Raw genomic sequence first — 21805 nt, 5'->3', positions numbered from 1 at the left:
ACATATTAATCATAAACATAAATGCATTATCGTATTTTCTCCATACTCGTAACATTTATCTGCCTCTTCTGCTGTGCACTGCCCAGCATGGCACAAAACACAAGCAATACTGATGAATCCGAAAAACCGGTTATTCTCTATTCAGGAACGCCTAAGAAGTATGAAATCGCAGATATAAAGGTCGACGGAGCCAAGAACTATGAAGATTATGTGATTATCGGACTATCCGGACTGTCCAAAGGACAGACTATCACAGTACCGGGTGATGAAATTACTCAGGCTTGTAAACGTTATTGGCGTCATGGTTTGTTCTCTGACGTTCAAATCACGGCTGACAAGATTGAAGGAGATAAAATCTGGTTGACTATTCATCTGACTATGCGTCCTCGCGTTTCCGACATCCGTTATCACGGTGTGAAAAAGTCCGAACGTGAAGATTTGGAAGCCAGAGTAGGTTTGATAAAAGGCAACCAAATCACCCCTAACTTGATTGACCGTGCCAAAACCTTAATCAAACGTTATTTCGACGATAAAGGTTTCAAGAACGCAGACATTATCATTACCCAGAAAGATGATCCCAACAACGATAATCAGGTTCTTGTAGACATTGATATCGACAAAAAGGAGAAAGTAAAAGTACATAAAATTACGATTGAAGGTAACGAAGCCATCACTACCAAGAAGCTGAAACGTGTAATGAAGAAGACGAACGAAAAGGGTAAGTTACTCAATTTATTCCGTACCAAGAAGTTCGTAGAGGAAAACTATGATGCCGACAAGCAACTGATTATTGACAAATATAACGAATTGGGTTATCGTGATGCTTTGATTGTGGAAGACAGTATCAAGTCTTACGATGACCGCACGATAGATATCTACATGAAAATTGATGAAGGACAGAAATATTACCTCCGTAACGTAACGTGGGTAGGTAACACTCTCTATCCTTCCGAACAGTTGAACTTCCTGCTACGCATGAAGAAAGGGGACGTTTACAACCAGAAATTATTGGAAGAACGTACTTCTACAGATGAAGATGCTATCGGTAACCTTTATTACAACAACGGTTATCTGTTCTACTCACTCGAACCGGTAGAAGTAAATATCGTGGGTGACTCCATCGACTTGGAAATGCGTATCTACGAAGGTCGCCAGGCCACCATCAACAAAATCAGTATCAATGGTAACGACCGTTTATATGAAAATGTGGTTCGTCGTGAACTCCGTACTCGTCCTGGACAGCTGTTCAGCCGTGAAGACTTGATGCGTTCTATGCGTGAAATACAGCAAATGGGACACTTCGACCCTGAACAAATCAAACCGGACATCCAGCCGAAACCGGAAGATGGTACAGTTGATATAGGCTACGATCTTGTATCCAAGGCCAATGACCAGGTGGAATTCTCTGCCGGTTGGGGACAGACAGGTATTATTGGTAAATTGAGTTTGAAGTTTACCAACTTCTCTGTAGCCAACCTATTGCACCCCGGTGAGAACTACCGTGGTATCCTACCGCAGGGCGACGGTCAGACATTGACTATTAGCGGGCAGACCAACGCCAAATACTATCAGTCGTACAGCGTTTCATTCTATGATCCGTGGTTTGGCGGCAAGCGTCCGAATGCCTTCTCCGTATCGGCGTTCTATTCACGCCAGACAGATATCAGTAGTCGTTATTACAATTCCGCCTATATGAACAACTACTATAATAGTTATTATAGCGGCATGTATGGTTACGGGATGTACAATTATGGCAACTACAACAGCTATGAAAACTATTACGACCCCGATAAGTCTATCCAGATGTGGGGATTGGCTGTAATGTTCGGTAAGCGTTTGAAGTGGCCGGATGATTACTTCCAATTCACTGCCGAATTGTCTTATCAACGTTACATCCTAAGCGATTGGCAATACTTCCCTGTAACCAACGGTAAATGCAATAACCTGAGTCTGAATTTAACCTTATCCCGTAGCTCTATCGGTAACCCGATCTACCCGACTTCCGGTTCCGAATTCTCACTTTCTGTACAGTTGACACCTCCTTACTCATTGTTTGACGGTACAGACTACAGCAAGTACAGTACCAGTAACCAGGACGATATGAACAAGATGCACAAATGGATTGAATATCACAAGTGGAAATTCAAATCCAAAGTATATATCCCGTTGATGGATCCGGTGTCTACCAAACGTACTCCAGTAATAATGGGACGTGTAGAATTCGGTTTGCTGGGACACTACAACAAATATAAGAAGTCTCCGTTCGAGACCTTCGACGTAGGTGGTGACGGTATGACCGGTTATTCCAGCTACGCAACAGAAAGTGTTGCTCTTCGTGGTTATGAAAACAGCTCTTTGACCCCGTACGGATATGAAGGCTATGCTTATACCCGTCTCGGATTAGAATTAAGATATCCGCTTATGCTGGAAACAAGTACCAGTATTTATGCGTTAGGTTTTGTTGAAGCCGGTAACGCTTGGCAAGATGTAAACAAGTTCAACCCATTCGACTTGAAACGTTCTGCCGGTGTCGGTGTCCGTATCTTCCTCCCTATGATCGGTATGATGGGTATTGACTGGGCTTACGGTTTCGACAAAGTATTTGGTTCTAAGCAATATGGTGGAAGCCAGTTCCACTTCATCTTAGGACAAGAATTCTAATTTGTTTAACTAAAACCAGACGTTATGAGAAAGAGTATTTTATTTATGTTTCTGTTGTTTGCCGTAGGTATGACAGCTAATGCGCAGAAGTTTGCCCTGATTGACATGGAATATATCTTGAAAAACATTCCTGCCTACCAAACTGCCAACAACCAATTGAGCCAAGCTACCAAACAATGGCAAGCTGAAGTAGAAAAGTCTGTGCAAGAAGCAAAGACAATGTATGAAAATTATCAGTCGACTGCCAAAACTCTTTCCGAAGCACAAAAGTCAAAGAAAGAGGAAGAAATCATTGCCAAAGAGAAATCTACCGCCGAATTGAAGCGTAAATACTTCGGCCCGGAAGGTGAATTATACAAGAAACGTGAAGCTTTGATGCAACCCATTCAAGATGACATATACGAAACAGTAAAAGAAATTGCCACCCAAAAAGGATATGCTGCGGTCATAGATCGTGCATCTGCCACAAGCATTATTTTTGCTTCTCCAAGTATCGACATCAGCAATGAAGTGCTTTCTAAATTAGGATATTCAAATTAATTTCATACATTTGCCACGTAACTAATAACTCATTCAAATAAATAATAAACATTATGCTAAAAAAAATCGCACTATTCGTAGTTTTGTTCGTACTCCCGTTGGGAGTAATGGCGCAAAATAAATTTGGCCACATGAATTCTCAGGAAGTTATCGTTACTATGCCTGAATATACCAAAGCTCAAGCTGACTTGGAAGCTATGTCTCAAAAGTATCAGCAGGAGATGCAACGCACTCAAGAAGAATTCAATAAGAAGTACCAGGAATTTCTGGCAGAAGCAGACTCTCTGCCCAAAAACATAGCAGAAAGACGCCAGAAAGAATTGCAAGATATGGCACAACGCCAGGAACAATTCCAGCAAGAAGCTTACCAAAGCATGCAAAAAGCGCAGCAAGATGCAATGGCTCCTATTTATAAGAAATTAGATGAAGCCATTCAAGCTGTAGGTAAGGCTGAAGGTGTTATTTATATTTTCGATCTGGCACGTACTCCGATACCTTTCGTAGGTACACAAAGTGTAGACGTGACAGCTAAAGTAAAGACACAGTTGGGTATCAAGTAATCAGTCCCCGATAGATAAAAAAATAGAAAGGCGCAGGCAGATTTGCCTGCGCCTTTCTATTTTTATTATTCCAAATTACACTATCTTTGCAAGGATACTTAATGGTTGAAAAGTATGAAACAAGAATTACCCTCTATCCCCGGCCCCATCGGCGTATTCGACTCCGGATACGGCGGGCTTACCATCCTGAGTAAGATACGGGAGGCATTGCCCGAATATGACTATATGTATTTGGGAGACAACGCCCGTACCCCTTACGGAACACGTTCGTTCGAGATTGTCTACGAGTTTACGTTGGAAGCGGTCACCAAACTGTTTGAGATGGGTTGCCATCTCGTCATTCTTGCCTGCAACACGGCATCCGCCAAAGCCCTGCGTAGTATACAAATAAACGACCTGCCGCATCTGGATCCTGCTCGTCGTGTACTGGGTGTTATACGCCCCACGGTAGAGAGTATTGACGGCATCACCCGCAGCCGCCACGTAGGTGTGCTTGCCACGGCAGGTACCATCAAATCAGAGTCCTATCCTTTGGAAGTACACAAACTCTTTCCCGATATCCGTGTAACCGGGGAAGCCTGTCCGCTATGGGTACCACTCGTAGAGAACAACGAAGTGCAAGGAGACGGAACGGACTACTTTATCCGTAAATACATCGATGAGCTTCTCGCCAAAGATAAAGAGATAGACACCGTCATCCTCGGTTGTACACACTACCCCCTTCTATTGCCCAAAATAAAGAAGTATATGCCAGTTCACATCACTACCGTAACTCAGGGTGAATTAGTGGCAGAAAGTCTGAAAGACTATTTCCACCGTCATCCCGAAATAGACACCCAATGTACTAAAGGTGGGACTTGCATCTACTATACCACAGAAGCAGAAGAAAAATTCATAGAATCTGCCTCTACATTCCTCAACGAAGAAGTGACGGTACAACGGATTTCATTGGAAGCGTAATTCTTGCGTTCCATAATCAATAAATAGTACAAGTCCGATAAAGAAATTGTATTTAATACTCTTTTGAGACTATGTCCGTTCCCGCCAAGAGAAACGCGCGTTCCCAGTAAGTGGAAACAATTCTCTTCCAACATCCATCATGTGAACATATAGGAGATATGGACGTTTACTATAAGGATAAGGGCCAGTCATCAAACTATCCAAATTCTGTAAGAATAAAATAGCGAATTCAAAACAAAGTGTTATATTTGTGATACAAAAACCTCTAAATTCATACTATCATGAAAGAAGAAGATAAAAGCAGGCTCGTTGAAGTATTCAAAGGTTCACCGTGGAAAGCCGAACTCGTAAAGACAATGCTCGGAAGTAACAACATTGATGCCATGATGAAAGATAGCATGGTAGTAAATGTTGTATTGCCAGAAACTGCCATAGACATAGCTGTCCTTGTCAGGGAAGAAGATTACGAAGCTGCCATGGAGGTGGTTCGTGAATACGAAAAGAACGAAAACGGAGATTAAAACCGCCCGATAAGGACATTACACAAATATGGAACAACAACTGACGAGAATTGCTGTCAAGGTAGGCAGCAATGTATTGACACGCCGTGATGGTACATTGGACGTTACACGCATGTCCGCACTTGTAGACCAAATAGCCGAACTACACAAAACAGGCGTGGAAATTATACTCGTTTCCTCCGGAGCTGTCGCCTCGGGACGCAGTGAAGTGCATCCCGCCAAAAAGCTGGACAGTGTGGACCAACGACAGCTTTTTTCTGCCGTGGGACAAGCCAAACTTATCAACCGCTATTACGAACTATTCCGTGAACATGGCATAGCCGTGGGGCAAGTACTCACCATGAAAGAGAGCTTCGGTACCCGCAGGCACTATCTCAACCAAAAGAATTGCATGACCGTGATGCTGGAAAACGGCGTCATCCCCATCGTGAATGAAAACGACACCATTTCAGTCAGCGAACTGATGTTTACCGACAATGATGAGCTTTCCGGTTTGATAGCTTCCATGATGGATGCCCAGATATTGATTATTCTTAGCAACATCGACGGTATATACAATGGCTCGCCTGCCGACCCGTCTTCAGAGGTGATCCGGGAGATAGGACAAGGTAAAGACCTTTCCTCGTATATCCAGACCAGCAAATCCAGTTTCGGTCGCGGTGGCATGTTGACAAAAACGAATATCGCCCGCAAAGTGGCTGATGAGGGTATCACTGTCATCATTGCTAACGGAAAGCGTGATAATATCCTTATAGATGTCCTCGAGAACGAGAAATTAAAAATAAAGAATGAAGCATTGAATTACACACGTTTCATCCCCTCACCCGAACCTGTATCCAGCGTGAAAAAGTGGATTGCACACAGCAGCGGATTTGCCAAGGGGGAGCTACACATCAACGAGTGCGCTTCACAAGTTCTCGCATCCGACAAAGCGGTCAGTATTCTTCCTATAGGCATTGTTGAAGTGAAAGGGGAATTTGAGAAAGACGATATCGTACGTATCATCGACTTTAAAGGTAACCCGATAGGTGTGGGAAAAGCCAACTGTGACTCTTTCCAAGCACGCGAAGCAATGGGTAAGCATGGCAAGAAACCGGTAGTGCACTACGATTATCTTTATATAGAATAAGTTCAATACCCTCATTTCAGTATCAGACATTTCAAAGAAATGGAGTGATTATTATCGATTTAATCATTACATTTGCGAAATAATCTATTTATAAACCACAAAGAGATGGACTTAAACAGTACATTTGTCGCCGCACAAGAAGCAAGCCGTAAACTACTGGCACTGAGCGACAAAGAAATAAACCGGATATTATTGGCTGTTGCAGATGCCGCCGAGAAAAAGGTGGACTTTATCCTTGCCGAAAACCGGAAAGATCTGGAACGAATGGATCCGGCCAATCCGAAATATGACCGTCTGAAGTTGACCGGAGCACGCTTACAAGGTATTGCAGCAGATACACGCAATGTAGCCACTCTACCCTCGCCGCTGGGACGTATCCTGAAAGAGAACCGACTTCCCAACGGACTAAAGATAAAAAGGATAAGCGTACCTTTCGGTGTTATCGGTATCATTTATGAGGCACGTCCCAACGTCAGTTTCGATGTATTCTCCCTCTGTTTGAAAAGCGGCAATGCCTGCATCTTGAAAGGTGGAAGTGATGCCGACTGTTCTAATCGCGCCATCGTCAGCGTGATACACGAAGTACTCGAAAGTTTCGATATAGACCCACACATCGTCGAGCTGCTTCCAACCGACCGTGAAGCGACTGCGGAACTGCTACATGCCAATGGATATGTAGACCTGATCATTCCGCGTGGCAGCAGTAACCTTATTAATTTTGTACGTCAGAATGCCACCATTCCCGTTATAGAAACCGGAGCAGGCGTTTGCCATACTTATTTCGACCGTTATGGAGATGCCGCAAAAGGGGCAGCTATCATTAACAACGCAAAGACACGCCGTGTCAGTGTATGCAATGCGCTGGACTGCCTGCTGGTTGATGCAGAACGGATTGAAGAACTTCCGGAACTTTGCAAATTGCTGATCGGCCACAACGTTATACTGTATGCCGATGCTTCTGCATATAAAACATTAAAGGAGGGGAAATATCCTGAACATTTACTGAGACCGGCTGATGGAGAAGACTTCGGCCGTGAATTTCTGGACTATAAGATGGCTATAAAAGTAGTAAACGACATTCAAGAAGCCATAATACATATACAGAAATACGGTTCCAAACACAGCGAATGTATTGTGACCGAGAATAAAGAACATTCTACCCTATTCTGCCGGGAAGTGGATGCGGCATGTGTATATGTCAATGCCCCAACTTCCTTTACGGACGGCGCTCAATTTGGATTGGGCGCTGAGATTGGCATCAGCACACAAAAGCTGCATGCGCGCGGCCCGATGGCGCTGGAAGAAATTACGACGTATAAGTGGATTATTGAAGGCGAAGGACAGATAAGAGAAAATTAAAATAAGAAAGAATTGAGAATGGATTATTGATAATTTAATGAAGTAATCCCAATCGTAAATCGTTAAATCGTAAATATAAAAGGTATGAAGAAATTTACATGTGTGCAGGATATAGGTAACCTGAAAGCTGCACTGGATGAAGCATTCGAAATAAAGAAAAACCGTTTCAAATATGTGGAACTGGGACGTAACAAAACGTTGATGATGATATTCTTTAACTCCAGTCTGCGTACCCGCCTCAGCACACAGAAAGCCGCCCTCAATTTGGGCATGAATGTAATAGTACTCGACATCAACCAGGGTGCCTGGAAACTGGAAACAGAACGTGGTGTCATCATGGACGGTGACAAACCGGAACATTTGCTGGAAGCTATTCCGGTGATGGGGTGCTATTGCGACGTAATAGGTGTCCGTTCATTTGCACGCTTCGAAAATAAAGAATATGATTATAATGAAGTAATTCTAAATCAGTTCATCCAATATTCCGGCCGTCCGGTATTCTCTATGGAGGCTGCTACACGCCATCCGTTGCAAAGTTTTGCAGACCTCATTACCATTGAGGAATACAAGAAGACTGCCCGCCCGAAAGTCGTTATGAGTTGGGCCCCGCATCCGCGTCCATTGCCACAGGCTGTTCCGAATTCGTTTGCCGAGTGGATGAATGCTGCAGATTATGATTTCGTGATTACACATCCTGAGGGTTATGAACTCGATCCGAAGTTCGTAGGGAATGCCCGTGTAGAATACAACCAGATGAAGGCATTTGAGGGTGCCGACTTTATTTACGCCAAGAACTGGGCGGCTTATACGGGAGACAACTATGGTCAGATTTTGAGCAAAGACCGTGAGTGGACAGTAGGCGAACGCCAGATGGCCGTGACCAACAATGCCTACTTTATGCATTGCCTGCCGGTACGCCGCAATATGATTGTGACGGACGATGTGATAGAAAGTCCTCAATCAATCGTCATACCGGAAGCAGCGAATAGGGAGATCTCGGCAACGGTGGTACTGAAACGTCTGATTGAAGGAATATAGAAAACCAATTCAAAAAACATTCTCAAATTAAGATAGATTTATTTATCATATCTCAGAAATCAAAACGAAACGGTAGATCTATCTTAATTTGAGTATCCTACTTATATATATGAAAAACATTCTACTAACAGCAGCAATCTGTCTGCTATCCATTTACAGAGTACAAGCACAACCCAATCCCCAAGTGATACGTACAGAGCCTCAGACTTCGGACTTATTTAATGTATTGGAGGCAATGGATGTCTATATATATCACTTTGACCTGAAAGAATTCTTAAATGAAAAATATAAATTTACCGCCTATATCGATGAATACAGTCCAAACAAAGAACCCAAACGTATTTACAACAACAATCTAGGAAACAATATAAAATCGCTTTCTGAAATTCCTGAAGAACATCAAAAAGAATTCAGAAAAATCAAACAAATCCCTGAAGGAAAAAACGAATGGGAAAATATAAAAGAAATATCCATCTATCTTAGAAAACAGAACGATTCGGTAGCAGCTTTCACAATAAATATTCCGGAAGTACTGATTGCCAATAAAAGAGTTCCACTCCAACAGCTTAAGACAGGAAATTTCAGCACTTACTTTTATCGTCCTCGCCCCTTCAAATTCAATGCGACAGAAATAAAAGAAAGCTTAGAAATACCCCTTGTACTATATGCCTCGGCTTGGGTAGATGAAAAATACAAAATCATCCGTTTCTGCGGAGAGAAAGAAATTGATCCGGAAATGAATGCAAAAATTCTGAAACATGTTCCGCATTACTATATAATAGGGATAAAAGCAGAGAAATAAGGACGTAAACAATTTCTCGCTTTCTTTACCGACTTCTCCGTAACCCGATACAGGTCCGGGCACTGTATGCCCCGGACACTGCGAATAGGGAAATCTCGGCAACGATAGTACTGAAACAATTTATAAAACAAGTGAGTGCCGCTATAAAAGCCGACCCACTTGTTTTTTTATATCCAGATACCTTTTCATTGCTTCCAGATAATAATAATCGGCATAGTTAATAGGGGTGTCAACTTCCGAATTGTGGGGTAAGGAACCTGTAGAATGCATCAGAATAAATCCCCAGTTCTCCCCCTTCTTCGCCAGATAACCGGGAGCGGACAAGTTTCTCAGAAGGGTTTCGGCATAGTTGAAGTATTTCTGTCCGTCAGGAACGAATGTGCTGAGTTCCATAAAGGCAGAAGCCGTAATACAAGCCGCAGAAGCATCACGGGGTGTATCAACCTTTGCGGGCGCATCATAGTCCCAGTAAGGAATGCTGTCATTGGTTTGTACACGCGCCATTATCATGTCCGCCACACGGATAGCTTGGTTCAAAAATACAGTATCTTTTGTTTCACGATAACAAGAAGCATAACCATAAACAGCCCATCCCTGTCCACGTGACCAGGCCGAGTTATCATTCTTTCCCTGATGGGTTTCCCGTTTTTCTACTGTTCCGTCATCATTATAGCTAACCACATGATAACAAGTATAATCAGGACGGAAATGGTGCTGCATGGTAGTCTTGGCATGTGCCACCGCAACATCATAATATTTGTTATTACCTGTCATCTCACTGGCATTGAACAGTATCTCCAGGTTCATCATATTATCAATAATAACAGGATAGTTCCAAGTTCCAAAATCCCAAGAGCGAATACAACCGATATTCGGATCAAAACGTTTGCATAAAGCATCGGCAGTTTCAACAATAACAGAAGAAATCGTATCATTATGAGCCAGCCGCAAAGCATTGCCATAACTGCAATTAATCATAAATCCCAAATCGTGCGTACCTTCCAGCACACGAATAGGATAGAGCATATTGGTGTATCGGACAGCCTGTTTTTTTAATTCTTCGTTACCGGTCAATTCATACACATACCAAAGGCTACCGGGGAAAAAGCCCGAAGTCCAATCGCTTATCGGACATTCACGTCTCTGTCCCTGCAAATCTCTTACAGAATAAACTTCCAAAGGATCATCCGACTTCACCACCATATGGCCTAACTGTTCAACCAGAAACCCGTCATCATGGTATGTCCATGAAGAACGCGGCAGCAGATTTGTGTCTGTCAATTCCTGAGCAACACTCTCCAACTGGTATGCCGAAACATCCAGTGCATGAGTAATCCAATCTGTTTTCTTTGCTTCCTGACAAGCCGCCAAGCTTAACACAGCCGTAGTTGCCAGCAATACTCTTTTAATCTTTTTCATTATCACTTCACATTAAATTAATACCTTTTTCGGATAGAACAAAAATAGTGAAATAGAGAAAATAAGGGTTTCAGAAGCTCTTACCAAAGCGTCATGTTCATTTATTGCAATGTTACTTTTATACAATTTTATTGTGAATTCGTTCATATACCTTTCTCACATTGTCATAGAGGGCATTACAAAGTATTCATTCATTATTTTCCATTAAACAACTTTAGTTATTACAGAATAAGTTATTAATTTTGTTTCCTATTATTGAGTATTCCTCACAACAAACCTTTATACTATATGCGACACGAAAAGCACATTTTATGTTCCCCGATCATCTGGTTTCTCATAACTATATTTATATATAGTTTAAAACTGTCTGCGGACAACAAACCAACTCTTTTTAAAACTTTATCTGTAGATGAAGGGTTATCACAAAATACGATTTGGTGTATCATGCAAGATAAAAGCGGTAAAATGTGGATAGGTACCGGAGACGGATTAAACCGATATGATGGTTACTCATTCACAACCTACTATCATACCCCGGATGATAGTTTATCCATCGCAAACAATCATATCCGCTCTTTATGCACAGACGCCGAGGGAAACATATGGATAGGAACTTTGGTAGGTCTGTCGCGTTATAATGTCAGAACCAACAATTTCACCAACTATTCACTACGCGACACTCCCATACAGGTATTTGCTATTATAGACATGCCTCAAAAAGATATCTTGTTTTTAGCAACCGATAACGGGCTCATCACTTTTGATAAAAGCAATAAAAAGATAGTCATAAATCCTTCGCTTGGTCATTTAGCAATCAGCTCCATGTGCAAAGTGGACAATGAATTATATTTAGGAACTTCACAAGGAGTATTTGTCTATTCCATAGATAATCAAAACGTACGGCAAATACTCCCCGAATTAAAAGATATAGCAATAGCCAGTATTATCTATGACAGCCAGTCACGGCATCTCTGGATCGGTTCTCTTAAGAAAGGAATTTATCATGTTGACAACCAGTTACAGATTATCAGGAATTACCGGTTGGATGAACAATTTTTATGCACCCCCGCAAATACGATACGAGTACTCAAACAGTATACAGATGGAAAGATATGGATTGGCAGTACGGAAGCTCTATTTATTTTTGACCCTACCTTAGAAACGTTCGAAAGATATCAGGCCGTTTATGGCAAAAAATATTCTCTCAGCAATAACTCTGTGCGTTCTCTTTTCATAGATAATCAAAAAGGAGTATGGGTAGGTACATTCTATGGTGGACTCAACTATTATCATCCCCTTGCTCCGGCATTTAATACCCTCAAGCGTTCCACGGTATCAAAGTCTTTGAATGACCACATTATCAGTTGTATCGTAGAGGAGCCCAGCACAGGAAATTTATGGATCGGCACCAACGATGGCGGAATTAATTATTATAATCGTAAAGACAAGACATTTAAATCTTATCAATCCTCAGAAAAAGGATTAAGATCAAACAATATCAAAGCCATACTTCCCGAAGAAACAGGGAATATATATGTAGGAACACATTCCGGGGGACTAAGCTACATCCATGTAAAGACCGGACAAGTAGAAAACTTTAAAATTCCACACATGGAAGCGGAGGATAACAGTTGCTACGTCTTATTGGACAATCAGGATCATATCTGGGTAGGTGCAATGACCGGATTAATACTTTTTGACAAAAGTACCAAACAGTTCCGGCAGCACCCTTTGACCAAGGAAAACCCGGGACTATCCGGTGTATTGATAAACAACCTGTTCCGCGATTCGCGTAACAGAGTATGGATAGCTACAGAAAAAGGGCTATTCCTCTACAGCGACAAACAAAAAGTAACACCGATAACCGACCAATTATCCAATGACCTTTCATCTTATATCATCGCCTATTGTGTAGAGGAAGACATCCATAAAAATATATGGGTAGCTTCTACCAACGGGTTATACCAGTATTCCTCCGAAGGTATATTCCAACGGCGATACACCATTGAAGACGGACTTCCTAACAATTGTATATACGGGCTTCTGGAAGATAACATGAATCGCTTGTGGCTCAGTACCAATAAAGGGCTCTCTTGCTTTGACATACAAACCGGCAAATTTCATAACTATAAACAGGAAGATGGTTTGAGCCATAACGAATTTAATCAATACGGTTATTGCAAAGGGAGTAATAACATTCTCTACTTCGGTGGTTTAGATGGTATTACCTATTTCGAACCTTTCCGTTTTACAGAAAATCCTTTTGCTCCCCAACCTGAGATTACAGGTATTTCTATTCTCAACCAACCGGTCACCTATACATCGGATAAGACTTCCCAAGTAAGCAGAGATGCGAAAGGTAATCTCAAAAGCATCAGTTTTCCATTTAGCCTGCGCCAATTCAATATTCAATATACGGTTTCAAACTACCTCAGTGGTAAACGGAATGAATTTGCTTACCAGTTGGAAGGTTTCGACAAGGGATGGAATTATACCTCCGATCGAAACGTGAGTTATTCTAATCTTTCCCCCGGAAAATACATCTTTAAGGTAAAGGCTTGTAATAATAACGGGAAATGGTGTGATACCCCAACAGAATTCTTGGTACACATCACACCCATGTGGTATCAAACCTGGATAGCCAAGACTGTTTTCACATTATGTTTCTTAGGGTTAGCAGCCTTTATTGTTTACTTTTTCATAGCTCGTGCCAAGATGAGGATGAGAATGCAGATGGAACATTACGAATACTGCAAGAATGAAGAAATAAACCAAGAGAAAGTGAAATTCTATATGAATATGTCTCATGAGCTACGTACCCCATTAAGCCTGATTATCACTCCACTGGAAGAGCTGATTGAACAGGATTGTTTTTTAAGTTCAAAGACACAATCGAAATTAAAATTCATTTATCAGAACAGCCACCGGTTACTCCATATTATCAATCAGTTATTAGACTTCCGTAAAGCGGAAGCCGGCGCATTGCCTCTTCAAGTGGAACTTTGTGACATAGAAGATTGGTGTATGAAGATATTCTCCATGTTTAAAGGTAAAGCACTGAAAAGAAAAATAGATTACCAATTCAGTTCGACTCTTAATCATAAGCTTCTGCCCGCCGATAAAGGTTATATTGAAACCATTCTGATCAATCTGTTGTCCAATGCTTTTAAATTCACTCCCGATAATGGGCAAATAACAGTTGCCCTCCGTGAAGAAAAAAATAATTATGTAATAAGTGTCAGAGATAACGGTAAAGGAATATCTCAAGAGAAACTTGGAAAAATCTTTGAGCGCTTCTATCAGACAGATGAGCACCATCAAGGAACAGGTATCGGATTATCTCTTGTGAAATGCCTTGTAGACAAACATCGCGGTAAAATTGAAGTAGAAAGCAAAGTAAACCAGTTCACTGAATTCAACCTCTCTCTACCTAATGATATCCATTCGTTCTCTAAACCCGAATTGATAAGCCAAACGACATACGATGAGAACAGGTTACTGCAACAGATGAAAGAACTTGAACCGGAATTTGATGCGGAGACACCGGAAGAAGAAAAGAATGAGAATAGTAAAGCAGAAACGGATATAAATGATAAAGAAGAGAAACCGGTTATCCTATTGGTAGACGATAATCAAGAAATGCTGAAATATCTCAAGAATGCCCTTATCAACCAGTATCAAGTAATCATTGCCAATAACGGTAAGATAGCAATAGAGATTATGAAAAACCAAGAAGTCGATATTGTGCTTTCCGATGTAATGATGCCGGAAATTAATGGTTTGAAATTATGCGAAATGATTAAGCGTAACTTGCAGACCTGCCATATCCCGGTCATTCTCTTATCTGCCAAGAGCAGCCTCGACGATCAGACATCCGGTATCGAACTTGGTGCAGACGACTATATAGGAAAGCCTTTCTCAATGACATTGCTGAAAGGGAAAATCAACAATATCCTAAAATCAAAAGAACGGATTATCCACTTCTATCAAAACAATGTCAATGTAGATACAGCCGAAGTCACTTCCAATTCCGCCGACAATGAGTTCGTCAGGAGAACTATACAAATCATCGAAGAGAATATCAGCAACGACAACTTCTCTACCGATGATTTAGCTAATCAGCTATGCATGAGCCGCTCTAATCTTTATATCAAGATGAACTCCATTGCAGGAGAGCCACCGGCAAACTTTATCCGCCGTATCCGCTTCAACAAGGTATGCAAACTACTTCTTGAGGAGAAATATTCTATTGCTGAGATTAGTTACATGACTGGCTTTAGTTCGCCCTCCTATCTCAGCAATAGCTTTAAAAAGTTCATGGGGATGCTACCCTCAGAGTACATAAAAGAGCATCGGAATAATGGATAGATCATTTCTCGGTTTCTTTTTCAGCCGCTTTCCATCCATTAAATCCGGAACCAAGGTCATAGACTGTATAACCTCTCTTGCTCAGGATATCAGCCGCCTTCTTGCTACGCTTACCACTCCGGCAGTAAAGAGCGACAGGCTTATCCTTCTGAAGCGTTGAGTCGGCTACGGCTGCAAACTGCTCATCCAGCACATTAATGTTGATGCTGCCGGGAATGTGCTCTTCAGAATATTCGGCAACGGTACGCACATCCAGACGCTGCACTTCAGGATTGGCTATCAATCCTGCAAACTCATCAACCGTAACAGTCTTGAAGTCGCCTCCTCTTTGCTGACAAGAGAAAAAGGTTGAGAAGAAAAGGCAAATGCCTGCAAGAATTATTTTCATCAGATTACACTTTTAGTTTTTAGGTATATAATCGAATTGATACGTTTTTGTTTCACCCGAATAGATCTTTATATCCATAGTAACCGTTACCTTCCTTACCCACTCTTCGGCATATTGCCACAATGGGACGGAAACATAAGCACGTTTGGTATAGGCAAGAACATCATCTGTGGCATCATGATAAAGTGTCAGATGTACGGTAACCAGACCGGTCGACTCCTCTTTTACCACTTCATCTTCTACAAAATGAAGCAGATGCTTACCATCTTGCGCCTTGATACCCAATAAAAGATTCAGATAATCAATCCCCATCCAAATACTCTGTAACTCTACCGGGTCGGTCTTTATGCCATTCTCAAACTTCTCAGCAGGAAGCGGAAAAGGAGAAATCGTTCCCAGAACAGCATATAGCTTTACTCCGGCAACTCCCTCTACAGTTTTTACCGGTTCATAGTTACTAACTATGCGCACAAAAGAGTTGGGATCGATAGTTAACTTCGACGCATTCTCCAACACCGGATATTGTTCTCCTTCATCAGTTAGGACAGATTTCAAACTACCATCTTCACCGGAGAAGGCAGTCATGAACTCCAATTTCACAGAAGGATAGTGGTAATCGTCATCTCCACAAGACGTCAGCAAGGAAACCAGCAAAGTAAAAAGTAACCAATAATACTTACCTCTTATCATATTCTCTTTTTAAATTGTCATTCAATTTTATTCCATCACAGATTTGTTCGTTACCATCAGATAGTTCTTCAGAGGATTGGCATACATCGACAGTAACTTTTCGCGCAAGAAAGGGACATCCTTACCGGGGATATCAATACGCTCCAGCTGTTGGTTGAGATAAGCGATAAACCGTTGCTTGTCTTCTTCCGTGTAGTGTCCCGAGCAAGCATTGTCTTCCGAAAGAAGATCATAAGCCACATAGTTATTAGGATACATACGATAATTGGCATGGATACGCTTGTCTATCAAGGCAGACAGGCTGGCAAACAGTTCTTGTTTCGGAAGAGAACGATCTGTCTGTAACAGTTCATCGTTGATACAGGGCGCGGTCTGAAAATGGACGCGCCCCTTGTAACCGAACAATCCGATCTGCATATTTCTCAAATCATCAGCAGTAGTCTTCTTATATGCGGGATTATCTCTCTTCAACTGAAATTCCTGAGCCTTCAGGAAGTCGCAAGGATCATATTCATAAGAAATGGCAAGCGGGGCGATATTAAGCTCCATCAGGCGGTCCACGACATCTCCTTCTCCACCCATAGCCAACATTTTGAGTACACTGTCCTGCGTACGGTCATTGGAGTCCTTGGCACGCCCTTCGCGTTGCGCGATCCAGATAGATTGTTTTTTCTCACCGATGGTGTAGTGCATATAACGAGACATGCGAGCCGAAGACTCAAGCATCTGTCTCATAGTCAGTGCACGCTGAACGATGAAAGACTTGTTGACACGCACGAATTTCTTAATCCACGGATAGACAAGCAGATTATCTCCGATAGCTATCTCCACCGTATCCATTCCCTGATCTACCAGCAAAATAGACAGAAAACCGGAGTCAAGAATAATATCGCGATGATTGGAAATATAAGTATAAGCCGCTTTCTTATCCGGCAAGGCCGAATGATCTAATGTCAATCCATCCGTAGCCTCCTTTGCCAGTTTCCACAGAAGATCGTAACAGAAAGCTTTTTGAAACTCCAACTTCGTTTTACAAGTACGCATTTTCTGCGCCAACATCTCGAAGGGCACACCGGGAACGACGGTAGCAACTACTTGCCGGAATGCCGGGTCAGCAATCAGTTCCTCAAAGATTTGAGGAAGCTCCTCATCATGATAAGGACGGATTTCATCAAATTCCATGTTACTTTAAATATTAAGTATGAGGTATAACCTATACCTTATCTCTCATTTTGTTTTCTATAATATCTGTCATTACATCTTTAATGTCCATTCCTGCAGCACGCACCTGCTGAGGAATGAAGCTGGTAGCAGTCATGCCGGGAGTAGTATTCACTTCGAGCAGATTGATTTTCTCGCCTTCGGTGACAATATAATCTACGCGGATGATACCGGAAGCTCCAAGAATATCATAAATGGCGGAAGTCAGTTTCTGAACACGGTCGGTCAACGCATCAGAAATACGTGCCGGAGTGATTTCATCCGATTCACCATTGTACTTTGCCTTATAATCAAAATATTCGTTGTGCGTCACCACTTCCGTTATAGGAAACACGACAGACTTTTCTTTTGTTTTATAACAACCGCAAGTAATCTCGGTTCCATCCATAAAAGCCTCAACAAGTACCTCTTGGGCTTCTTTGAAAGCTTTGTCAATGGCAGGTTGTATCTGTTCTTTAGTCTTCACCTTTGTCACCCCGAAACTGGAACCACCCAGACTGGGCTTGATGAAACAAGGTAAACCTATTTTCTCGATTACATCTTCGTCGGAGACATTCTGCCCGGCGCGAAGCAGCAAAGAGTCGGCAATACGTACACCAAACGTTTTGAGATACTGGTTGCAGGCAAACTTATCATAAGTAAGCGCAGCAGCAAGCACACCGCAACAGGAATACGGAATATGGAGCATATCGAAATACCCTTGCAAACGTCCGTCCTCACCCGGAGTACCGTGAATGGTGATATAGGCAAAATCGAAAGTCACCTTCTTTCCATCCTGGCAGAAGCTGAAATCGTTACGGTCAACGATGGCCTTTGTTCCGTCAGGAAGTTGGATATGCCAGTCAAGTCCGTGCATCTCGACAATATACAATGTGTATTTCTCCTTGTCGATGAAGGAGTAGATGCCCTGTGCACTGCGCAGGGAAACTTCAAATTCGGAGGTATCCCCTCCACATACAATAGCGATTGTGCGTTTCATTCTAATTCTCTGTTACTGATATAACTTCTCCACTTATCGATCAGCCGGGTCATATCATCAGGCAATTCCGAGGTGAAGTACATCTCTTCGCCGGTAACGGGATGCACAAACCCCAGCGTCATGGCATGCAACGCCTGCCGTGGACAAGTGTCAAAGCAATTATTTACAAATTGTTTGTATTTAGCAAAGTGGGTTCCCTTCAGGATTTCATGTCCACCGTAGCGTTCATCATTGAAAAGGATATGACCGATGTGCTTCATATGCACACGGATTTGGTGGGTACGTCCCGTTTCAAGAATACATTCCACAAGAGTAACATATCCCAAACGCTCCAGCACCCGATAGTGTGTCACGGCATGCTTGCCCTGATCGTCAGGCAGGACGGTCATCTGCATACGATCTTTAGGATTGCGGCCTATGTTGCCCACAACAGTTCCCTCGTCTTGCTCCACATTACCCCAGACAAGGGCATTATATCTGCGCTTCGTTGTCTTATTGAAGAATTGAAGGCCGAGATGTGTCTTGGCATCAGGTGTTTTGGCAACCACCAACAAGCCGGATGTATCTTTATCGATACGATGTACCAGTCCGACATGCGGATCATTCGCATCGTAATCAGGATTGTCTTTCAGGTGCCAGGCAATGGCATTGACAAGCGTACCGTGATAATTGCCGTGTCCCGGATGCACTACCAGCCCGGCAGGTTTGTTGACAACCATCAGATACTTGTCTTCATAGACAATGTCAAGGGGAATATCTTCGGGAATTACTTCGTTTTCATAACGCGGACGATCCATCATCACCGTAATGACATCCAGCGGCTTCACCTTATAACTACTCTTCACCGGCTTGCCATTTGCCATCACAAAACCTGCATCGGCAGCCTTTTGTATACGGTTACGCGAAGCATTCGTCAGGCGGTCGAACAGATATTTGTCCACACGCATCATCTCCTGCCCTTTGTCTACCACTACACGAAAATGCTCGTAGAGCTGCGCCTCATCACCAATGGGTTCTATATCATCCAATTCATCATTCGCTATATCATCGGGCAATTCCTCTATCATCTGGTTATCTACGATTTATTCCCTATGGTCATGACACATTCTTTATCTTTAACACATAGGTACGTTAACAATTTACGATCGAAATTACTTCAATTCTCAATTATCCACTATCAACTATCGGTCCTCAACTAACTATCCACTGATCAAAACCAGGATTCGTCAGCGGCAGAGCCTTCAGATGAAGTTACAGTTTCGGCACTTCCAGACCCCTCCACACCCAAAGAGTCGGCCTCCTGCGGAAGTTCACCACCATCGCCTACCATCAACGTCAAAGTAGCGCCCATAGGAACTTTATCACCGATAACAAGCTGCCTGCCATTGTACTTCACTCCATATACCCAGTCCTTCTCTCCTGCCACATACTGAATTTCATCCAGTTTGAAACCCGATGCAAGGATGCGGGCTTCCGCCTGACGCAACGAACTGTTGTCCGCCACATCGGGAACCACCTGCAAAGGGATGTCAAGCGTATTTATAGTTAGATAGATAGTGCGCCCTTCTTTCACTTTCTGTCCGGCACCCGGATTGTATTCCAGAATACAACCGGCAGGTTGATTTTTGACATAAGACGAATCGGAAACCACACAACTCAATCCCCGGTTACGGAATATTTTCTCAGCTTCACCTATCCCCATGCCTTTTACATCAGGTACCACTACCGCCTCACCATGACGGGTATATATGTCTATTCCCTTCAGCGCACCCCACAATAATGCACCGATAACAATGACCATCGCTATGATGTTTACCCAGAAGAATTTGTTCTGTCGAAAAGAAAAAAACTCTTTTATAGTCATATCTACATGTATTTGGGAGCAAAGATACAATTTTCAGCTATAAGAAAAGCCGTAAAAGACAAATTTTGTCTTTTACGGCTCTCTTATTCTGTATTACACGAAAGAGGCTTATGCCTTCACTCCGTTGTATTCATCAGAAACAGTCAGTTTCTTTCTGCCTTTAGCACGACGCGCTGCTAATACTCTGCGACCATTAGCTGTTGCCATTCTCTCACGGAATCCGTGTTTGTTTTTTCTCTTTCTGTTAGAGGGTTGAAATGTTCTTTTCATTACTGTATCTTGTTTTATGTTATTATTCCACGTAATCGGGCTGCAAAAATAGATACTTTTTCTAAAATAACCAAGAGATAACTCATTTTATCTCAAAAGTTTTTGTGTTTTTTACCGATTTCCATTACTTTTGCACTCGCTAAGAAGTGACAGGAAACTAATAAATTACAATAATATAAAGACTATAAAGTTATGATTAATGCCCAAGACATTAAAATCGGAACTTGCATCCGCATGGATGGCAAGCTGTATTTCTGCATTGACTTCCTGCATGTAAAACCGGGAAAAGGTAATACTTTCATGCGTACCAAACTGAAAGATGTTGTAAACGGTTACGTACTCGAGCGTCGTTTCAACATCGGTGAAAAGTTGGAAGATGTACGCGTGGAACGCCGTCCTCATCAATACCTCTACCATGACGGTGACTACTACCAATTCATGAACCAAGAAACTTTCGATCAAATTCCTATCGCTCACGATCTGATCAACGGTGTTGATTTCCTGCTCGAAGGTATGGTCGTAGATGTGGTTTCTGACGCCACTACCGAAACTGTACTTTACGCTGACGTACCTGTAAAGGTGGTACAGAAGATTACTTATACCGAGCCCGGCTTGAAGGGTGATACCGCAACCAACACATTGAAACCCGCCACTGTAGAATCCGGTGCAACCGTACGTGTTCCATTGTTCATCAGCGAAGGCGAATCTATCGAAATCGATACTCGTGACGGATCTTATGTTGGCCGCGTAAAGGCATAAGAAGTTTATTCCTTCATTTTACATACACAGACAGCCTGTTCATACTTTGGACAGGCTGTCTTTTTGTATTCCCTCCCCCTTATGTAGCGGAAAGATATCTGTTCACTTCCACTCTGCTCTAAGCTTTCTTTTGTTCAGCCTTGAGCTTTCTTTGGCTTAACCCTATAATTTATTGTCGGCTCACAGCAGTGAATAGATCAATTCACGGTAATGAACAGATCTGTTCACTATAGTGAGTCGATCTATTCACTGCTGTGAACCGACAACGAGCTACAAG

General features: G+C 42.3%; 19 protein-coding genes. 11 read left to right on the top strand and 8 right to left on the bottom strand.

Going from position 1 to position 21805, the window contains the following annotated elements; genetic code table 11:
* Positions 1-21 precede the first annotated feature (21 nt).
* From bamA to DXC10_RS03395, 9 genes are all read left to right on the top strand, one after another.
* A complete protein-coding gene (gene bamA / locus DXC10_RS03435) occupies positions 22-2661 on the top strand; it encodes an outer membrane protein assembly factor BamA (protein WP_101542323.1) in 2640 nt (879 codons plus the stop codon).
* Positions 2662-2685: 24 nt separating this feature from the next.
* On the top strand, positions 2686-3201 hold the full coding sequence (locus DXC10_RS03430) for an OmpH family outer membrane protein (RefSeq protein WP_101542322.1): 516 nt from the start codon (positions 2686-2688) through the stop codon (positions 3199-3201).
* A gap of 53 nt (positions 3202-3254) precedes the next feature.
* Positions 3255-3761 carry an OmpH family outer membrane protein gene (locus tag DXC10_RS03425; protein WP_101542321.1) on the top strand — a complete coding sequence of 169 codons (507 nt, stop codon included), beginning with the start codon at positions 3255-3257 and terminating at the stop codon, positions 3759-3761.
* Between the two features lie 114 nt (positions 3762-3875).
* Positions 3876-4721, top strand: coding sequence for a glutamate racemase (gene murI, locus DXC10_RS03420; RefSeq protein ID WP_117737326.1), 846 nt, complete (start codon positions 3876-3878; stop codon positions 4719-4721).
* A 281-nt stretch (positions 4722-5002) separates the two neighbouring features.
* A complete protein-coding gene (locus DXC10_RS03415) occupies positions 5003-5242 on the top strand; it encodes a DUF2007-related protein (protein WP_101542319.1) in 240 nt (79 codons plus the stop codon).
* A 28-nt stretch (positions 5243-5270) separates the two neighbouring features.
* Positions 5271-6371, top strand: a complete 1101-nt coding sequence (gene proB / locus DXC10_RS03410) for a glutamate 5-kinase (protein WP_101542318.1) — start codon at positions 5271-5273, stop codon at positions 6369-6371.
* A 105-nt stretch (positions 6372-6476) separates the two neighbouring features.
* Positions 6477-7730 (top strand): glutamate-5-semialdehyde dehydrogenase, encoded by a 1254-nt coding sequence (locus DXC10_RS03405; RefSeq protein ID WP_101542317.1) that lies wholly within the window; start codon positions 6477-6479, stop codon positions 7728-7730.
* Between the two features lie 84 nt (positions 7731-7814).
* Complete coding sequence (locus DXC10_RS03400; protein WP_101542316.1) at positions 7815-8768, top strand: acetylornithine carbamoyltransferase; 954 nt, start codon at positions 7815-7817, stop codon at positions 8766-8768.
* A gap of 109 nt (positions 8769-8877) precedes the next feature.
* A complete protein-coding gene (locus DXC10_RS03395; protein WP_117737325.1) occupies positions 8878-9570 on the top strand; it encodes a DUF5041 domain-containing protein in 693 nt (230 codons plus the stop codon).
* A gap of 141 nt (positions 9571-9711) precedes the next feature.
* Here DXC10_RS03395 and DXC10_RS03390 read toward each other — a convergent pair whose 3' ends face one another.
* On the bottom strand, positions 9712-10989 hold the full coding sequence (locus DXC10_RS03390) for a DUF4995 domain-containing protein (RefSeq protein WP_117737324.1): 1278 nt from the start codon (positions 10987-10989) through the stop codon (positions 9712-9714).
* Positions 10990-11277: 288 nt separating this feature from the next.
* Here DXC10_RS03390 and DXC10_RS03385 point away from each other — a divergent pair, with 288 nt between their 5' ends.
* Positions 11278-15357 carry a two-component regulator propeller domain-containing protein gene (locus DXC10_RS03385; protein WP_101542314.1) on the top strand — a complete coding sequence of 1360 codons (4080 nt, stop codon included), beginning with the start codon at positions 11278-11280 and terminating at the stop codon, positions 15355-15357.
* Between the two features lies 1 nt (position 15358).
* Here DXC10_RS03385 and DXC10_RS03380 read toward each other — a convergent pair whose 3' ends face one another.
* The 7 genes from DXC10_RS03380 to rpmH all read right to left on the bottom strand — a co-directional run bounded on the left by DXC10_RS03380 (position 15359) and on the right by rpmH (position 20769).
* Positions 15359-15745, bottom strand: coding sequence for a rhodanese-like domain-containing protein (locus tag DXC10_RS03380; RefSeq protein WP_101542313.1), 387 nt, complete (start codon positions 15743-15745; stop codon positions 15359-15361).
* Positions 15746-15757: 12 nt separating this feature from the next.
* Entirely contained in the window at positions 15758-16435 is a 678-nt protein-coding gene (locus DXC10_RS03375; RefSeq protein WP_101542312.1) for a NigD-like C-terminal domain-containing protein, read from the bottom strand.
* Positions 16436-16462: 27 nt separating this feature from the next.
* Complete coding sequence (locus tag DXC10_RS03370) at positions 16463-17617, bottom strand: 1-acyl-sn-glycerol-3-phosphate acyltransferase (RefSeq protein ID WP_101542311.1); 1155 nt, start codon at positions 17615-17617, stop codon at positions 16463-16465.
* A gap of 31 nt (positions 17618-17648) precedes the next feature.
* Positions 17649-18635: a D-alanine--D-alanine ligase gene (locus tag DXC10_RS03365; protein WP_101542310.1), complete on the bottom strand. Its 987-nt coding sequence runs from the start codon at positions 18633-18635 to the stop codon at positions 17649-17651.
* Complete coding sequence (locus DXC10_RS03360; RefSeq protein WP_101542309.1) at positions 18632-19702, bottom strand: RluA family pseudouridine synthase; 1071 nt, start codon at positions 19700-19702, stop codon at positions 18632-18634. Before DXC10_RS03360 ends, DXC10_RS03365 begins: the two co-directional genes overlap by 4 nt.
* A gap of 143 nt (positions 19703-19845) precedes the next feature.
* The gene (locus tag DXC10_RS03355; protein ID WP_101542308.1) at positions 19846-20499 is read right to left on the bottom strand and encodes a PASTA domain-containing protein; all 654 of its coding nucleotides are present in this window, start codon (positions 20497-20499) and stop codon (positions 19846-19848) included.
* A gap of 108 nt (positions 20500-20607) precedes the next feature.
* On the bottom strand, positions 20608-20769 hold the full coding sequence (gene rpmH, locus DXC10_RS03350; protein ID WP_004292199.1) for a 50S ribosomal protein L34: 162 nt from the start codon (positions 20767-20769) through the stop codon (positions 20608-20610).
* Between the two features lie 192 nt (positions 20770-20961).
* On the opposite strand from rpmH, the gene efp reads away from it, so the two are divergent.
* On the top strand, positions 20962-21528 hold the full coding sequence (gene efp / locus DXC10_RS03345; protein WP_101542307.1) for an elongation factor P: 567 nt from the start codon (positions 20962-20964) through the stop codon (positions 21526-21528).
* The last annotated feature ends 277 nt before the right edge of the window (positions 21529-21805 follow it).

The organism is Bacteroides sp. OM08-11 (genome assembly GCF_003438665.1).
GTDB classification, from domain to species: Bacteria; Bacteroidota; Bacteroidia; order Bacteroidales; family Bacteroidaceae; genus Bacteroides; species Bacteroides cutis.
The sequence above is the reverse complement of the archived record's forward strand: the minus strand, read 5'-3'. Positions and strand labels throughout refer to the sequence as shown.